This window comes from Rhizobium bangladeshense (assembly GCF_001662075.1).
Lineage (GTDB): Bacteria > Pseudomonadota > Alphaproteobacteria > Rhizobiales > Rhizobiaceae > Rhizobium > Rhizobium bangladeshense_B.
The window spans coordinates 24356-39912 of the sequence record NZ_LYPL01000014.1; the positions used below are offsets into that span (position 1 = coordinate 24356).

The 15557-nt window shown below is 60.2% G+C and carries 16 protein-coding genes and 1 pseudogene; 10 read left to right on the plus strand and 7 right to left on the minus strand.

From position 1 onward, the window contains the following. Positions 1-13: 13 nt before the first annotated feature. Both A7X77_RS24090 and A7X77_RS24095 read right to left on the minus strand, forming a co-directional pair. Positions 14-636, minus strand: a pseudogene (locus tag A7X77_RS24090) (nuclear transport factor 2 family protein). 87 nt (positions 637-723) lie between these two features. Then, positions 724-1191, minus strand: coding sequence for a MarR family winged helix-turn-helix transcriptional regulator (locus A7X77_RS24095; RefSeq protein WP_064685365.1), 468 nt, complete (start codon positions 1189-1191; stop codon positions 724-726). A gap of 45 nt (positions 1192-1236) precedes the next feature. Here A7X77_RS24095 and A7X77_RS24100 point away from each other — a divergent pair, with 45 nt between their 5' ends. Together A7X77_RS24100 and A7X77_RS24105 are read left to right on the plus strand one after the other, a co-directional pair. Continuing rightward, positions 1237-2208, plus strand: a complete 972-nt coding sequence (locus A7X77_RS24100; protein WP_064685366.1) for an alpha/beta hydrolase — start codon at positions 1237-1239, stop codon at positions 2206-2208. Between the two features lie 36 nt (positions 2209-2244). Beyond that, positions 2245-2856: a pyridoxamine 5'-phosphate oxidase family protein gene (locus A7X77_RS24105; protein WP_064685367.1), complete on the plus strand. Its 612-nt coding sequence runs from the start codon at positions 2245-2247 to the stop codon at positions 2854-2856. A 25-nt stretch (positions 2857-2881) separates the two neighbouring features. On the opposite strand, the gene A7X77_RS24110 is transcribed toward A7X77_RS24105, so the two are convergent. Continuing rightward, positions 2882-3949, minus strand: coding sequence for a GGDEF domain-containing protein (locus tag A7X77_RS24110; protein ID WP_064685368.1), 1068 nt, complete (start codon positions 3947-3949; stop codon positions 2882-2884). A gap of 349 nt (positions 3950-4298) precedes the next feature. Here A7X77_RS24110 and A7X77_RS24115 point away from each other — a divergent pair, with 349 nt between their 5' ends. Then, positions 4299-4478 carry a hypothetical protein gene (locus tag A7X77_RS24115; RefSeq protein ID WP_064685369.1) on the plus strand — a complete coding sequence of 60 codons (180 nt, stop codon included), beginning with the start codon at positions 4299-4301 and terminating at the stop codon, positions 4476-4478. 33 nt (positions 4479-4511) lie between these two features. On the opposite strand, the gene A7X77_RS24120 is transcribed toward A7X77_RS24115, so the two are convergent. Continuing rightward, a complete protein-coding gene (locus A7X77_RS24120) occupies positions 4512-6119 on the minus strand; it encodes a fumarate hydratase (protein ID WP_064685370.1) in 1608 nt (535 codons plus the stop codon). 215 nt (positions 6120-6334) lie between these two features. Here A7X77_RS24120 and A7X77_RS24125 point away from each other — a divergent pair, with 215 nt between their 5' ends. Both A7X77_RS24125 and A7X77_RS24130 read left to right on the plus strand, forming a co-directional pair. Next, positions 6335-7162, plus strand: coding sequence for an Ig-like domain-containing protein (locus A7X77_RS24125; RefSeq protein ID WP_064685371.1), 828 nt, complete (start codon positions 6335-6337; stop codon positions 7160-7162). Between the two features lie 238 nt (positions 7163-7400). Further along, positions 7401-8441 carry an acyltransferase family protein gene (locus A7X77_RS24130; RefSeq protein WP_064685372.1) on the plus strand — a complete coding sequence of 347 codons (1041 nt, stop codon included), beginning with the start codon at positions 7401-7403 and terminating at the stop codon, positions 8439-8441. A 178-nt stretch (positions 8442-8619) separates the two neighbouring features. Here the strand turns inward: A7X77_RS24130 and fumC are convergent, their stop codons facing one another. Beyond that, positions 8620-10011 carry a class II fumarate hydratase gene (fumC, locus tag A7X77_RS24135; RefSeq protein WP_064685373.1) on the minus strand — a complete coding sequence of 464 codons (1392 nt, stop codon included), beginning with the start codon at positions 10009-10011 and terminating at the stop codon, positions 8620-8622. 61 nt (positions 10012-10072) lie between these two features. Between fumC and A7X77_RS33180 the strand changes: the two genes are divergently transcribed. Continuing rightward, positions 10073-10339 carry a hypothetical protein gene (locus tag A7X77_RS33180; protein ID WP_156668153.1) on the plus strand — a complete coding sequence of 89 codons (267 nt, stop codon included), beginning with the start codon at positions 10073-10075 and terminating at the stop codon, positions 10337-10339. 76 nt (positions 10340-10415) lie between these two features. Beyond that, the gene (locus A7X77_RS24140) at positions 10416-12323 is read left to right on the plus strand and encodes a L,D-transpeptidase family protein (RefSeq protein ID WP_064685374.1); all 1908 of its coding nucleotides are present in this window, start codon (positions 10416-10418) and stop codon (positions 12321-12323) included. 130 nt (positions 12324-12453) lie between these two features. On the opposite strand, the gene A7X77_RS24145 is transcribed toward A7X77_RS24140, so the two are convergent. Next, positions 12454-13164 carry an HAD family hydrolase gene (locus tag A7X77_RS24145; RefSeq protein ID WP_064685375.1) on the minus strand — a complete coding sequence of 237 codons (711 nt, stop codon included), beginning with the start codon at positions 13162-13164 and terminating at the stop codon, positions 12454-12456. Positions 13165-13394: 230 nt separating this feature from the next. On the opposite strand from A7X77_RS24145, the gene rpiA reads away from it, so the two are divergent. From rpiA to A7X77_RS24160, 3 genes are all read left to right on the plus strand, one after another. After that, complete coding sequence (gene rpiA, locus A7X77_RS24150; RefSeq protein WP_064685376.1) at positions 13395-14093, plus strand: ribose-5-phosphate isomerase RpiA; 699 nt, start codon at positions 13395-13397, stop codon at positions 14091-14093. 15 nt (positions 14094-14108) lie between these two features. After that, the gene (locus A7X77_RS24155) at positions 14109-14666 is read left to right on the plus strand and encodes a DUF2059 domain-containing protein (RefSeq protein WP_064685377.1); all 558 of its coding nucleotides are present in this window, start codon (positions 14109-14111) and stop codon (positions 14664-14666) included. A gap of 177 nt (positions 14667-14843) precedes the next feature. Then, positions 14844-15125, plus strand: a complete 282-nt coding sequence (locus tag A7X77_RS24160) for an acylphosphatase (protein ID WP_064685378.1) — start codon at positions 14844-14846, stop codon at positions 15123-15125. A gap of 48 nt (positions 15126-15173) precedes the next feature. Here the strand turns inward: A7X77_RS24160 and A7X77_RS24165 are convergent, their stop codons facing one another. Continuing rightward, positions 15174-15392: a hypothetical protein gene (locus A7X77_RS24165; protein ID WP_039620082.1), complete on the minus strand. Its 219-nt coding sequence runs from the start codon at positions 15390-15392 to the stop codon at positions 15174-15176. Between the last annotated feature and the right edge of the window lie 165 nt (positions 15393-15557).

The following is a 15557-nucleotide window of genomic DNA, read 5'->3' on the forward strand; positions in this document are numbered from 1 at the left end:
TGGTGGCCGGGTGTCAGGCAGGCGACAGAAATTCCTGCGGTGTGACGACGCGGCCTTCCAGCCAGCGACTGCCGCGCTCGTAGAGCGCCTCCACTTCGCGGCCTTTCAGGCAAGGCATGTCTCGCTTTACACGATAACCGATCTGCTCTTGGATATAAGCGAGGTGTCGATATCCTTCCGGAAATTCCCGGAGCAACTGCTGGTCGATTTCCGGTGCCTCAGTGGGCGAAACGGGATCGATCCCATCTTTCTCGTAGATCGGCTGCCGGATCACAATCGCCCAGCGGCCGTCTCTCATTTCGAGAAAATCATAGAACCGGCCGGTGCAAACTACGTCACACAGGCAACCGTGAACTGACGCCCTCTGGGAAATGGTCATCTTCGTCTGGGCAATTGCACGGTGCGCTCTGATGTCGATCGAGCTGCCTCCAAGAAAATGAAGGATGCTCCTCCTTTGTCCCAGCCTTGCTTGCTGACGCGGATAAACTCCGTCGCCGGCCCTTGGAACCACGTTGCCATCATCCAGGCGTCGTCGTGCCATACGGTCTGGAACCGCTCCCAATGGCCGGCATCCCGCCAGATAGCCCAATTCTGAAGAAGCTCGCCGATCGCGAGCTTGTCATCCCACGCCGCCATCGCCTTTTACCCCTGTTGCGCCGCAAGACGCGAAGATAGCATCACAGCGTCGGCGAGCAATGCAAAAGCCGGACCCGCAGCTACGTCTCAATCCTCGTCACGCAGATCCTTGAGCAGCGTGGTGATGATGCGCTCCATTGAATCGGCGGTCGCCATGCATTGCTCGATCGGCTCGTCGGAGAGCGTGCGTTCGATGAGGTCGGTCTGAATCGCCATCGCCGCCTCGGTCAGCCGGCGGCCTTCCGTGGTGAGATAAAGGCGCAGCACGCGCTTGTCGCGCGCATCGCCGCGGCGCTCGATCAGCCCACGCTTTTCCATCTGCGGCAGAAGCATGCTCATATTGGAGCGGCCGACCAAGAGCTTGCGCGCCAGCTCCTGCTGCGAGATGCCTTCGAAACGGTAGAGATTGACCAGAATGTCGAGGTGCGGCGGCTTGATATCGAGATCGGCCAGCGAGCGGGTCAGCGACTGCTGCATCAGCTGGCAGGCGCGCGCCACCGCGATCCAGCTGCGAAAACGCGGATGATCCCAGGGGAGGGATTGATTTTTGTTCATCGTTGTACTTTATTGTTCAGTGTTGAACGTATTTGGATTCCCAATATGGCAAATTTCGCGCTCAAGGTCATCCGCCTGGGATTTTCGGTTCTGCAAGCGGTTTCTCCCCAGCTTGCGGGCAGAGTGGCGTTTCTGCTGTTCTGCCGCACGCCATCGCAGCGTCCGAAGGGCGGCAAGGCGAAGGCGGCGCATGCGGCCGGTGCGGCACGGCTTGCAGGCGCCGAGCGTTTCGTCCTCAAGCTTTCCAGCGGCGCCAAAGCCCATGCCTACCGGCTGAACGGCGGGGCGCTGGGGAAGCGCAAGCGCTATCTCGTCACGCATGGCTGGGGTTCCAGTGCGGTCTATATGGCCGATCTCGTTTCGACGTTGGCGGCAACGGGTGCCGAGGTCGTGGCGCTCGACTTTCCCGGTCACGGTCGTGCGCGCGGTCGCTTCCTGCATATGGGGCTTGCTGTCGAGGCGATCGCGGCGGCAGGGGAGCGGTTCGGCGCATTCGACGCCGCGATCGGCCATTCCTTCGGCGGTGCAGCGCTGATGGTCTCGGCCGCCGCCCTCCTGCCAGATGCGGCACCGGTCACTGGCGAGCGACTGGTGCTGATCGGCGCGCCCAGCGAGATGGCCTGGCTCTTCACCGACTTCGGCCGGCTGATCGGCCTTGGCGCCGCTGCGCAGGCGGCGCTGGAGAATGAGGTTCATCGTGTCACCGGACGGCGACTCGAGGATTTCGACGCCGGCAATACGGCAGGTACGACATCGAGTTCGGTGCTCGTGATCCACGCGGAGGACGACAAGGAAGTGTCGTCGGCGCATGCCAGGCGTTATGGTACGGCGGGCAAGCGTGTACGGCTGTTCTGGGCGAACGGCTTTGGGCATCGGCGCATCGTCGGCGCGGCTCCAGTGCTTGGAGCAATCGCTGCCTTCCTGGAAGAGGAGGCGCACAAGGAGCTCGAATGCATCAAAAAAGATGCGGAAATCATTCCGATTTTTGAGCTTCCGGCGCGGCGCGCGGCATTGTAGCGTTCGGCGCGAAGATCAAGCCGCGGCGGACGCCCCATGAAAATAATCAGCAGCATCGAAGACCTCAATACGATCTATGGCGCAGGTCTGTCGCAGGCCTCGGTCGACAAGGTGACCAAGCGGTTGACGCCGCTTTACCGCCAGATGATCGCGATCTCGCCTTTTGCCGCGCTTGCCACGGTCGGGCCGGAAGGGCTCGATTGCTCGCCGCGCGGCGATCTCGGCGGCGTGGTGCGCGTCATCGACGACGAGACGCTGCATCTGCCGGACTGGCGCGGCAACAACCGAGTCGATTCGCTCTCGAATATTGTGCGTGACCCGCGACTTGCGCTGATGTTCCTGATTCCCGGCTCGAACACGACGATGCGCATCAACGGCCGCGGTGTCGTTTCCAATGACGAGGCGCTGCTTTCAAGTTTCGAGATGGACGGCAAACATCCGCGCACCGTCGTCGTCATCTCGATCGACGAAGTCTATTTCCAATGCGCGCGGGCCGTGATGCGGGCCGAACTCTGGAGCGCGGAACATTTCGCCGATCCCGCAGGCCTGCCGACGCCGGGGCAGATGCTGAAGGCTGCCGTCAGCGATTTCGACCAGGAAACCTACGACCGGGAATGGCCCGGGCGCGCGGCAAAGACGATGTGGTAAGACCGTTCACGGGCGATAACGTCCGTCAGGCCTTGTAGATCAACCAGCTCTTGCTGAAGTCCTTCTGCATCCCATCCTCGTAGACGACGATGCAGTTGCGCCCGGCATTCTTGGCACCGTAAAGGGCGATGTCGGTCTTGCTGTAAAGCTCGCCGGCATCCTCGGCATTCGAGGCCATGCAGATGCCGATCGAGACGGTGATCGGGCCGTAGTTCACGCGTGTGCGGGAGTTTTTGAACGGGGTGGTCTCCAGCGTGCGGCGGATGCGTTCGGCGATCGCCGTCACTTCCTCGGCTGTGTTGCCCTCGATGATGAGCGCGAATTCCTCGCCGCCCGCGCGGGCGACGAAAACGTCGCGCCGGACATTGCTGCGGATGACGGAGGCGACGGTGGCGAGGATCTTGTCGCCGACGGGATGGCCGTAGGTGTCGTTGATTTTCTTGAAATTGTCGATGTCGGCGAGCAGCAGGGCGGTCACCGGCCGCATGCCTGGACTGTTGAAAACGGCAGCAAGGCGGTCGTCGAAGGCGCGGCGGTTGGAAAGGCGCGTCAGCGAGTCGGTGTTGGCGATGCGCTTATATTCGTCGAGTTCCTTGCGGACCTGATCCATCTCCTGAGAGCGCTGGACGACATCCTCGACGGTGCGTTCGCCATGCGCCATGGTATCGCCAGTCGCCTGGCTTAAAAGCTCAATCGCGTTTTCGATCAGTTCGACGCTGGCATTGCTCTTGGAGGTGATGCGCTTGTGGGTCTCGCCGAGCAGTCTGGTATAGCTTTCGAGCGAGCTCTGCTCCTGCCTCAGGACTCGCAGCAAGCCGTCGAGTTCGCCTGATATGCGGGTATGGGCGTCGTCGAAGACCCGGGCCGGGCTCGTGTTGAAATATTGCGCGCCGAGCGCGTCGAGTTCGGCCTGTGTCGCATGGGCGCCGAGGGCCGCAAGTTCTCGGGTAAGGGCAGGATTGGAGCCGATATAGGCCTCGTAGAAGAGTTCGTAGTTACGGGGTATCGGGGCAACGCCCATCGAGCGCATGGCATAGGTGATCTGACCCGCGACATCGGGAACCTGCACCTTGGGCGCGACAGCCGTATTCATCCGGCGATACTCCTCATATATTCATAGGCAATATTTTAGTTGTTAGCTTAAATTTCTTGGGAAAAGATTAAAGCGACATATACCAAAGATTACATATGACAAGTTGCCGGTGGAGCAATACTTGGGGCAGGCCTATGATTTTTCATCAAAAAATGTATTTTTAGCGAGGCAATGCATACCCGTTGTGCGGGAATGGTGTCTGAAAAACTTACAGTTCTTCTTGTGCTGGGGATCGTATTCATCTTGTCGACAGTTGGTTTTGGGCGCCGGCTATTTCAGAACGAGTATTTAGCAACGATACTTCCTGACGGCCGACCCGGTCGCAGTCTGCAAATCCAGGCGTAAGATCATGCGAAGGTCTCGTCACACTTCCTTCGCCATCGTGACCGTCGCCGCCATCGCCGCCGGCGCCTTACTGCTGGAGCATACCGGCTTCCTTGCCGGAGCTTTCCGTACGGAAATCCTGGCGAGGGTGGATGACGGCGATGTGGTGAATGCTGCGGATATTGCGGGCGGAACAATGCGGTAGAAAGTCCGCCCGCGGCCATCGAGCCTGCCGCAATCACCCCAGGTTCAATTCCTGGAAGAAATCATTGCCCTTGTCGTCGATGACGATGAAGGCGGGGAAGTCTTCGACCTCGATCTTCCAGACCGCTTCCATGCCGAGTTCGGGATATTCGAACACTTCGACCTTGCGGATACAGTCCTGTGCGAGGCGGGCGGCGGGGCCGCCGATCGAGCCGAGATAGAAGCCGCCGTGTTTCTTGCAAGCCTCGCGCACGGCGCGCGAGCGATTGCCCTTGGCGAGCATCACCATCGAGCCGCCAAAGGACTGGAACTGATCGACGTAACTGTCCATGCGGCCGGCCGTCGTCGGGCCGAAGGAGCCGGAGGCGTAGCCGGCCGGCGTCTTGGCCGGGCCGGCGTAGTAGACCGGGTGGTTTTTCAGGTAATCAGGCATGCCTTCGCCCTTTTCCAGCCGTTCGCGGATTTTGGCGTGGGCGAGGTCGCGGGCGACGATGATCGTCCCGGTCAAGGACAGACGCGTCTTGACCGGATGCCGCGACAGTTCGGCAAGCACCTCGGCCATCGGCCGGTTGAGGTCGACGCGGACGGTCGATTCCGACAGTTTCGCCTCGTCGATCTCGGGCATGTATTTCGACGGATCGGTTTCCAGCTGTTCGATGAAGATGCCGTCGCGGGTGATCTTGCCCTTGGCCTGGCGGTCGGCGGAACAGGAGACGCCGAGGCCGATCGGCAGCGAGGCGCCGTGGCGGGGCAGGCGGATGACACGCACGTCATGACAGAAATACTTGCCGCCGAACTGGGCGCCGACGCCCATCTGCTGCGTCAGCTTGTGGATTTCCTTTTCCATCTCGAGGTCGCGGAAGGCGTGGCCGCTTTCGGAACCTTCAGTCGGCAGCTCGTCGAGATAGCGGGTCGAGGCGAGCTTGACCGTTTTCAGGTTCATCTCGGCCGAAGTGCCGCCGATGACGATCGCCAGATGATAGGGTGGACAGGCCGCCGTACCCAACGTCAGGATCTTCTCCTTGAGGAAGTCGATCATCCTATCATGCGTCAGGAGCGAGGGCGTGCCTTGATAGAGGAAGGTCTTGTTGGCCGAGCCGCCGCCCTTGGCGACGAAGAGGAATTCATAAGCGTCGGTGCCTTCCTCATAAATGTCGATCTGGGCCGGCAGGTTGTTCCTGGTGTTCTTCTCCTCGAACATCTTCACCGGCGCGAGCTGCGAATAACGCAGGTTCTTCTTCTCATAGGCATCCATGACGCCACGGGCGAGTGCGGCGGAATCCCCGCCCTCGGTCCAAACCCTGCGGCCCTTTTTGCCCATGATGATCGCCGTGCCGGTATCCTGGCACATCGGCAACACGCCGCCGGCGGCGATATTGGCATTCTTCAAGAGGTCGTAGGCGACGAAGCGGTCATTGTCGGTCGCTTCGGGGTCGTCGAGAATCGAGGCGAGCTGCTTTAGATGGCCGGGGCGCAGCAGGTGGTTGATGTCGGCAAAGGCGGTTTCGGCGAGTAGGCGGATGCCTTCCGGCTCGACGGTCAGGATCTCCTGACCCTTGAAGCTATCGACCGACACATGATCGCTGCTGATCTTGCGATAGGGGGTGGCATCCTTGCCGAGGGGAAAGAGATCGTCAGCCATCGAAGTGACCTTTCTGGTGGGCGCGTCGCTAAATTGGAACCGGTCTAAATCTCCTGTCGGGCAAAAGCAATTAGGATGCGGCGAGAGTTCGGCGGGTGCGCCATGCGCAGTGGACGGGGGCGAGGCGGCGACCGCCGCGACACAACACGACTTCAGTTGCCTTCGGTTCGGAGCCAGTCCATATTCCCGGTCGCGTTAACTTGCAGGAGCTTCCGATGACGAACGCAAAGCCAACTGCTAACGACGACCTCTTCATTTCTTTCGAACATGATCCGATCAGAGGGAACCTGCTCGATAACGACAGCGATCCTGAGGGCGCGCCTCTCTATCTTCGCTTTTTCGACGGTGTCCGCGTCGATGCGAAACAGGGACCGACGCAGGAGACGATCATACAGGGGAAGTACGGGACTTTCACCGTGCGACCCGATGGTCATTTTACCTACGAGCTGGATTACACGCTCGACGTGGTGAAGAACCTGCGGGCGCACGAACAACTGATTGAAGAGATCCGCTACAAGATCTCGGATGGCGCGGGGGGGACGGATGTCGGCATTTTGACCCAGGCGATCGACGGCGTCAACGAGGAGGACAAGTACCATGAGGTCCTGGATTTCGACGATATGGGCGTCTTATCGAGGGCAGATAATTTCTCCCTTCCCAATTACCGGGGCTTTGCGCTCTCCGTGAATGGCAGCCAAGACGTGACGCTTCTGAACGGCATCGTCTATGATACCATTCCTGGTGTCGACGCCATTACCGAGGACGGTTTCAGCGATACCGTACTATCCCCGGGTTCTGCGCCCGTAACCCTGAAAATGGTCGATGGCGCGGAGTTCACCTTTCAGAGCGTCTCGATCGCTGAGGTGTCCGCATCGCCCTTTCACCTGACGCTCACTGCCCTGAACAACGGCCAGATTGTCTATCAGCAGGAGCTTGAGGTCACCGGTCCCAGTCTCGAGGTCAATATCGAAGACATCGAAGAAATCCGTTTCGATTTCATGGGCAATTCGGTCGTAATGGACAATATTTCGCTGCTGGTATGAGGGCTGGTCAGTTGCTCTTACCGCGTCGCGCTTTGGCCCGTTCTGTCTCATTTATTGCATTGACGAGGCCGAAGTCTCGGCATCGCGGCGGCGGTGCTCTCGCAGCGCCGGCGGCGTGCACGGCCATCCATGGGCGACAAAGCGTATCCGGTTGATAGCGCGCTATTTAAGTTTTCGAAACTTTGATTGAATGTACAACTCTCTCGTGTCATGTTGCGACGCACAAAGCGAGGAGCTCATGGTTTATTCTATACAATACCTCCGTGCTGTTGCGGCGATCGCGGTCACGATCTTTCATGTTGCGTTCATTTTTGGTTGGAATTTTGTTCCGCTGGCAGCTGGCGTAGACCTGTTTTTCATAATCAGCGGCTTCATCATGTGGACTATTTCGGCCGCGAGACCGACCGCGCCGTTGCAGTTCATCCGAAACCGCGTTCAGCGGGTTTTGCCCATCTATTGGATCTGCACTCTGCTATTTGTGGTTGCAGCTACCGTCTCACCCAAGAATTACGACAATGCCGCCTTTAACGCGGCTGATATCATCCGGTCACTGCTGTTTGTCCCCTATGCAGACGGCACCGGTGTCGTTCAGCCGGTTCTCGTTCCAGGTTGGACGCTGAATTATGAGATGTTCTTTTATACCGCATTTTGCCTTGTCCTGTTCTTGAAAGGAAGAACGCAGCGTCTTCTGGCGATAACGGGTTTTCTTATGCTGTGCGTGGCAATCGGCCTGTTTGCGCCAGTGACCCCATATTCTATCGTTTACGCATCGCCGCTGTTGCTGGAGTTTCTGGCCGGCGTTGTCATCGCATTCGTTATGTCGAGAGCCGACGTCGCGTCACCCAGACTGTCGGTGGCATTGATGGTACTGGGACTCGTGTCCATCGTCGCTTCCTCCTTCCTTGACAAGCCACACGGTTTCGTTCGGGTTCTCGTATGGGGCGTTCCGTCGGTCCTTATCGTCCTGGGTGCCCTGGTCGCCGAACGTGCAAGCCTTTTTCCGAAATTGACATGGTTGAAGATATTGGGGGATTCGTCCTACTCGCTCTACCTGACTCATATGATTGCGATTGGTGTGGCAAAGCTCGCCATCTATATTGCCGGGGTGGAACGCTGGACGGCGCCGCTTGCCCTTCGAATTCCATTGCTCGTGGTCACGACGATATTCTGCGTTTCTGTTGGACTCGCCTTTTACTTCTGCGTCGAAAAGAAGATTGCGCAGTTTCTCAAACGGTTGGAGAGGGGCAGAAGGGCGGCTTCATACATGCCTGCTGAATAAGTCGGGGCTGCGTCGGAGCTTATTTCAGCATTCAGACATCAAGGCCGGGCGTTCTCTGCGCGCCATGCGTAGAGTGTCCGGGGAATTCACGCGGGTTCCCGCCAAAGCAGGATGGAAGAGCGGGTCGAACCTGTGGCTCAACCCGACACTGTTCGCGGGCGGGATAGGAAACGCCGGCTTATTTCGGGCCGATCATCGTTTCCGGGCGGACGATGGCGTCGTAGTCCTCGGCGGAGACGAGGCCGCTGGCGAGCGCTTCCTCCTTCAGCGTCGTGCCGTTCTTGTGGGCAGTCTTGGCGATCTTGGCGGCCGCGTCGTAGCCGATCTTCGGGGCAAGTGCCGTCACCAGCATCAGCGAGCGCTCGAGGCCGGCCTTGATGTTGTCCTCGCGCGCCTCGATGCCGACGACGCAATTGTCGGTGAAGGAGACGGCGGCGTCGGCAAGCAGCTGTACCGACTGCAGGAAATTATAGGCCATCATCGGATTGTAGACGTTGAGCTCGAAATGGCCTTGGCTATCGGCAAACGTCAGGGCGGCGTGATTGCCGAAGATGTGGATGCAGACCTGTGTCAGCGCCTCGCATTGGGTCGGGTTGACCTTGCCGGGCATGATCGAGGAGCCGGGCTCGTTTTCCGGCAGCGCCAGTTCGCCGAGACCGGCGCGCGGGCCGGAGCCAAGGAGGCGAATGTCGTTGGCGATCTTGAAGAGGGCGGCTGCTGCGGCATTGATGGCGCCATGGGAAAAGACCATGCTGTCATGCGAGGCAAGCGCCTCGAACTTGTTCGGCGCGGTGACGAAGGGCATGTCGGTGATTGCGGCAATCTCTTCGGCCACCTTCTCGGCAAAGCCCACCGGCGCGTTGAGGCCGGTGCCGACGGCGGTGCCGCCCTGAGCGAGTTCGCAGAGGCCGGGCAGGGTCATTTCGATGCGCTTGATGGCGGAGCCGACCTGGGCGGCATAACCTGAAAACTCCTGGCCGAGCGTCAGCGGCGTTGCATCCTGGGTATGGGTCCGGCCGATCTTGATGATGTGGCTGAACTCGGTGACCTTCATATCGAGGGCCGCATGCAGATGCTTGAGGGCCGGCAGCAGGTGATGGGCGATCCGTTCGGCGCAGGCGATGTGCATGGCCGTCGGATAGGTGTCGTTGGACGACTGGCTCATATTGACGTGATCGTTCGGGTGCACCGGCTTCTTGGAACCCATGACGCCGCCGAGCATTTCTATGGCACGATTGGCGATGACTTCGTTGGCATTCATGTTCGACTGCGTGCCGGAGCCGGTCTGCCAGACGACCAGCGGAAAATGGTCGTCGAGCTTGCCGTCGATCACTTCCTGGGCCGCATCAACGATGGCTTTGCCGAGGCCAGGATCGAGCTGGCCAAGCGCCATGTTGGCGCGTGCCGCGGCCTGCTTGACGATGCCGAGTGCGCGCACGATCGAGAGCGGCTGCTTTTCCCAGCCGATCTTGAAATTGCCGAGCGAACGCTCGGCCTGGGCGCCCCAATATCGGTCGGCGGCGACGTCGATGGGGCCAAAAGTATCGGTTTCGGTGCGGGTTGCGGTCATTGGGGTTCGCCTTCCTGTCACATGCTGTTTCGGGCAGCTTCGAAAGATGAGGTCTTATAGGTTGGAAACCAGATCAAGAAAACCGGATGCCGTGCGAAATATTGAAAATGCCAGTCAGGTTTGCGCTGGCTGGTGGCCGTGCCTTTTCGGCCACTTTGAAAATATTATGCATCGGCGGGTTTTTGCCGCACTGGTCTGGCGGCAGAAATTCGGTAAAAAATTAACTAATAATTTCATAATTTTGTGTGAACTGCTGCGCGGCGCCGTGCAGAATTTCCGTCACAGAGAATTCAGTCCGCCGGCGCTGGCGGCTAAGGCCGGTTTCTGATCAATGAGGCCCTACGCTGCGTGGAGTTTAGCGGGATTTGAGCTGAGAACAGCATGACATCGGGACTGGAATATATATGACGTTCGTTTTGAAAAGCGCGGTATCCGCATTGGCAGTTTCCTGCGGCCTGGCAGTGATGGCCGCTCCCGCACATGCCTACACGCTGATGGATATGCTGCGGGGCGACAGGCAGCGGAGCCAGAGCACCATCTTCATGGATCAGGCGCCGGGCCGACCGGTGCCGCGTGGTGCCGTCGGCGGCTCGCTGGGCGGGCTTGATCCGGAGGCGCCGCTGCCGAAGGTCAGCGGTCCGCGTTATTACACCTATAAAGCCGAAACGCTGCAGTTCGTCGACACCGGCAAGTTTGCTGATCCCGTCGTCACCGGAGCGGTCGCCGAGGTTTCGCCGAGCGGTGAGGCTGGCGCCGAACCGGTCGTGCAGCGCCGCCTGCTGGCGCAGGCCAAGGTACGCGCCAATGCCGACGTCGCCAAGGCGCTCGAGGCCTATTACGGTGATAGCCGCAATCCGCTCGTCTGGGTCGAAGGCAATGGGATCAACGAGCGCGCCAAAGCGGTGATGGCGGCACTTGCCGATGCGGCCTCCGTCGGCCTCGATCCCGCCGATTACGCCATCCAAACACCGGCGATCGATCCGGCCAATCCCGATCCGGTCGTCCGTGACCGGGCGCTGACCCAGTTCGAACTCGAGCTCTCGGCCAAGGTGCTTGCCTTCGTGCAGGACACGGTGCGCGGCCGCATCGATCCGAACAAGATTTCCGGCTATCACGATTTCCAGCGCAAGGTGGTCAATCTGGCGCCGGTCCTGAAACTTGCCCGCATGAGCCCCGATGCCGGCGCCTATATCGCCAGCCGCTCGCCCGATAGTCCGCAATTCGAGGCGCTGAAGGCGGAGCTTGCCAAGCTTCACGCCGCCGATGGCGGCAACGAGGAGCAGATCGTCGTTTCGCTCAGCGGCCTGCTGAGGCCCGGCGACAGCTCGCCCGAGATCGCCAATATCGTCAAGGCTGTCCAGAAGCACGGTTCCGAGACGCTGAGGACCGATCACGCCGCGACCTTTGCAGCCTACGCCGGCGGCAGCGACTATTCGCCGGAAATCGTCGCTCTGGTGGAGGATTTCCAGAAGGAGCGCGGGTTGAAGGCCGACGGCGTCATCGGTCAGGCGACGGTGCGCGCCATGACCGGCGGTGACACCAATGCCTCTAAAATCGACAAGCTCGTCGTCGCCATGGAACAGGCGCGCTGGCTGCCGGAAGATCTCGGTTCGCGCTATGTCATGATCAACCAGCCGGCCTACATGGCCTACTACCACAATGACGGCAAGGAACAGCTGTCAATGCGTGTCGTCGTCGGCGGCAAGAACAATCAGACCTATTTCTTCAACGACGAGATCGAGACGGTGGAGTTCAACCCGTTCTGGGGCGTGCCGCAGTCGATCATTATCAATGAAATGCTGCCGAAGCTGCGATCGGATCCGAACTATCTCGATCAGCTCGGCTATGAGGTCGAGGTGAACGGCCATGCCGTCGCCTCGTCCAGCGTCGATTGGTACGGCTCGACCGGCAATGTTTCGGTCCGCCAGCCCCCAAGCAGCGACAATGCCCTCGGCGAACTCAAGATCCTGTTCCCGAACAGCCATGCGATCTACATGCACGACACGCCGTCGAAGAGCTTCTTCAAGCGTGACATGCGGGCTCTCAGCCACGGCTGCGTGCGTCTTTCCAATCCGCGCGCGATGGCCGCGGCGGTGCTTGGCACGACCGTCGACGATGTCGCCAAGCAGATCGCCAACGGGCAGAACCATGCGGTGAAGGTGCCGCAGAAGGTCCCGGTTTACGTGTCCTACTTCACCGCCTGGCCGAATAAGGACGGCGTCGTGGAATATTTTGACGACGTCTACGGCCGCGACGCCTATGTCAAAAAGGCCTTCGACGCGACGACAAAGGCGCGCGGCGCGCAGATCTGACGCAGGTTTTATTGGTTATTGAATGGGCGGTCTTCGGGCCGCCCGCTTCGTTTTGGAGCGGGAGATCAACGTCGTCGTCTCGTGGGTTTGAGCTCGAGGAAGGAAGACGGAGGGGAGGCGAGTGACAGCCTCAGACCGCGACTTTCTCCGGATACTCCCGCAACAACCGCTCCACCAGCTCCGGCATCAACTCATCGTAATGCATGATGATCACATCCGGATCGAGGCTTGAAACCGGCACATCCGAATAACCGAAGGGAACGGCGATCGACGGCACGGCGGCATTCTTCGCCACCGCGATGTCGTTGATGCTGTCGCCGATCATCACGGTGCGGGTGAGGTCGCCGCCGGCACGGTCGATGGTGCCGGTGAGATGGCGGGCGTCGGGTTTGCGGTATTCGAAAGTATCGCCGCCGGTGATGGCATCGAAATAGCCGGTGAGGTCGAGCTTGTCGAGCAATCCGAACGCCAGGCTTTCCATCTTGTTGGTGCAGACGGCGAGGCGGTAGCCGGCTGATTTCAGCCGGTCCATTGCGGCGACCAGGCCGGGATAGGGTTCGGTGTGGCCTGGCATATTGCCGGCATAATGGGCGACGAAACGTTCGACCAGCGGCGGGAGGGCGTCGCTTTCGAGCGGATGGCCGCGCAGCCGGCAGGCGCGCTCGATCATCACCCGCGCGCCCTGGCCGACGAGATGGGTGAGGTCGTCATAGCTGACCGGCTCGAGGCCGAGGGCTGCGATCGTATGGTTGAGGCTTTCGACCAGGTCCGCATGGGTATCGAGAAGGGTGCCATCGAGATCGAAGACGATGAGCGCCGGGCGAACGGGGGCAGGGGTCAAGGGCTTGCCTCTTTGAGCGATGGATCTCCGGGAAACGACGGTCGCGCCCGGGAACGAGGGATCGTGCCTGAGGTAGGCGATCACGCGGCGGAAAGCAACGTCCTGTGATGGCCGGGGCGGTCGCAGGCATTTGTTTCGGCTTTTCATTTTCCGTGATGATTTTGACTTTCGTTTGCCAGGCGAGCCGTGTAAACAGCACATCCAACGCAATAAATCGGAGCTGGCGGCGCATGGATGCCCGCGAAATGAAGATCAAGGCCGCCGAGGCCGCACTCGCCCATGTCGAAGACGGGATGCGCCTCGGGATCGGGACGGGCAGCACGGCGGAGGAATTTGTCCGGCTGCTGGCGGAAAAGGTTGCGGGCGGCTTCAGGGTCGAAGGTGTTCCGACCTCCGAACGGACCGCGCGGCTCTGCGTCGAGCTCGGCGTGCCGCTGAAATCGCTGGACGAACTGCCGGCGCTCGATCTGACGGTCGACGGCGCCGATGAGGTCGATCCGGCGCTCAGATTGATCAAGGGTGGCGGCGGCGCGCTGCTGCGCGAAAAGATCGTCGCCGCCGCTTCTGAGCGGATGATCGTCATCGCCGACGAAAGCAAGCTGGTCGATACGCTCGGCGCCTACGCGCTGCCGATCGAGGTCAACCCGTTCGGTCTCGTCTCGACGCGGATGGCGATCGAGAAAGTCGCGGCCCGGCTCGGCCTTTCCGGCGAACTCAGCCTGCGTCAGTCGGGTGACGGAGAGTTTACCACGGATGGCGGCCACTACATCATCGATGCATCTTTTGGCCGCATTCCTGATGCAGAGGCGCTTTCGAGCGAGCTGAATTCCATACCCGGCGTCGTCGAACACGGGCTCTTTATCAATATGGCGGCACTTGCGATCATTGCCGGTCCTGCGGGTGCGCGCACGCTGCAGGCAAACAGATAACAGGAGCATACACTCATGATGAACATTGCAGGTCTTGGCCGTTTTGCCGCTGCGACCATCGTTCTTTCCGGGCTTGCCTTCGGCTCCGCCGTCAACGCGCAGGAGGTTTCCGATGAGCAGCTGAAGGCCGCGCGCGCTGCTGTCACTTCGATCGGCGCCACAGCCGCCTTCGACAACATCCTGCCGGGTCTGGCCGAGCGCCTGAAGGCCGGCCTGATTCAGGATTCGCCGAACTATCAGGACATCATCTCGTCGACGGTCGATGCGCAGGCGCTGGCACTGGCGCCGCGCCGCGGCGATCTCGAGAAGGAAGCGGCACTTATCTATGCCAAGACCTTCACCCTCGAGGAGCTGAAGACGATCGCCGATTTCTACAATTCCGACGTCGGCAAGAAGCTGCTGCGTGACGGCCCTGTCGCCTTGCGCGAGATGGGGAAGGCCGCCGATATCTGGGGTCAGGGCATTTCCCGCGATCTGGAAAAGCAGAGCAACGCCGAGCTTTCCAAGGTTATCAAGGCACCGCCGCCGGCAACCGACAGCCCGGTTGCCCCGGCACCGGCGGCCCAGCAGTAACGACCGCCCACCAGAATTCGCGAAAGCCCGGCATCGTCCGGGCTTTTTTGTTATGATGCACCAGAGCATGATGCCGAAAAGTGTGAGCGGTTTTCGGACGACATCATGCCGTAACTCTTTAATTTAGAACAGGATCACCTGTTCTAGAGCCCGGCGGCGAGGGTTCGTGAGGCAGATATGTCCGATCGTGACGAGGCTGTGCGAGTACGAATATCAGGCAAGGTCCAAGGTGTGGGTTTTCGAATGTGGACGCGCGATGAGGCGCTGCGGCTCGGGCTGACCGGCTGGGTGCGCAACGAGGCGGACGGATCCGTCGCCGCCTTGGTTGCCGGGCCGTACAACGCGATCTCGACGATGATCGAGCGTTTGAGGCGCGGGCCTGCAGGGGCGTCTGTTTCTGGCGTGGAGACGGAAGTGACCCGGCTTGAGAAGATGCCGACGGATTTCCGCATCACCTGACGACAGCAGCAATCCGGCAAGGGACGGGGTCGCGGATGCGCCTGACGCTCAGCCCCAATCTTTCGAGCTCTTGGCCAATTGCCATGCGCCTGTCTCGTCCGGCTCTACGCGCTTGTTGCCGCGGTAGAAAATCGGCAGTCCGGTTTTCTTGTCCATCGCGAAGCGGCTCGGCGTGAATTTCTCGTCTTCGTGGCCCTCGATGGCGAGATTGAGCGCCTCCTTGAATTTGCCGGCCTTGCACAGCTTGGCGAACAGAGTTTGATCCATCTTTTGCTCCGGCATCCTTTTCCGTCTCAACCATTGCCCTGCCAGCCTCCGCCGGCCGGGTCAACCGTAAACGGTGACCGGGTCAACCGTAAACGGTGACCGGGTCAACCGTAAACGGGACCGGTTCAGATCAAGATTCGGCAATGGAGAGTGGGAAGAGGCAGG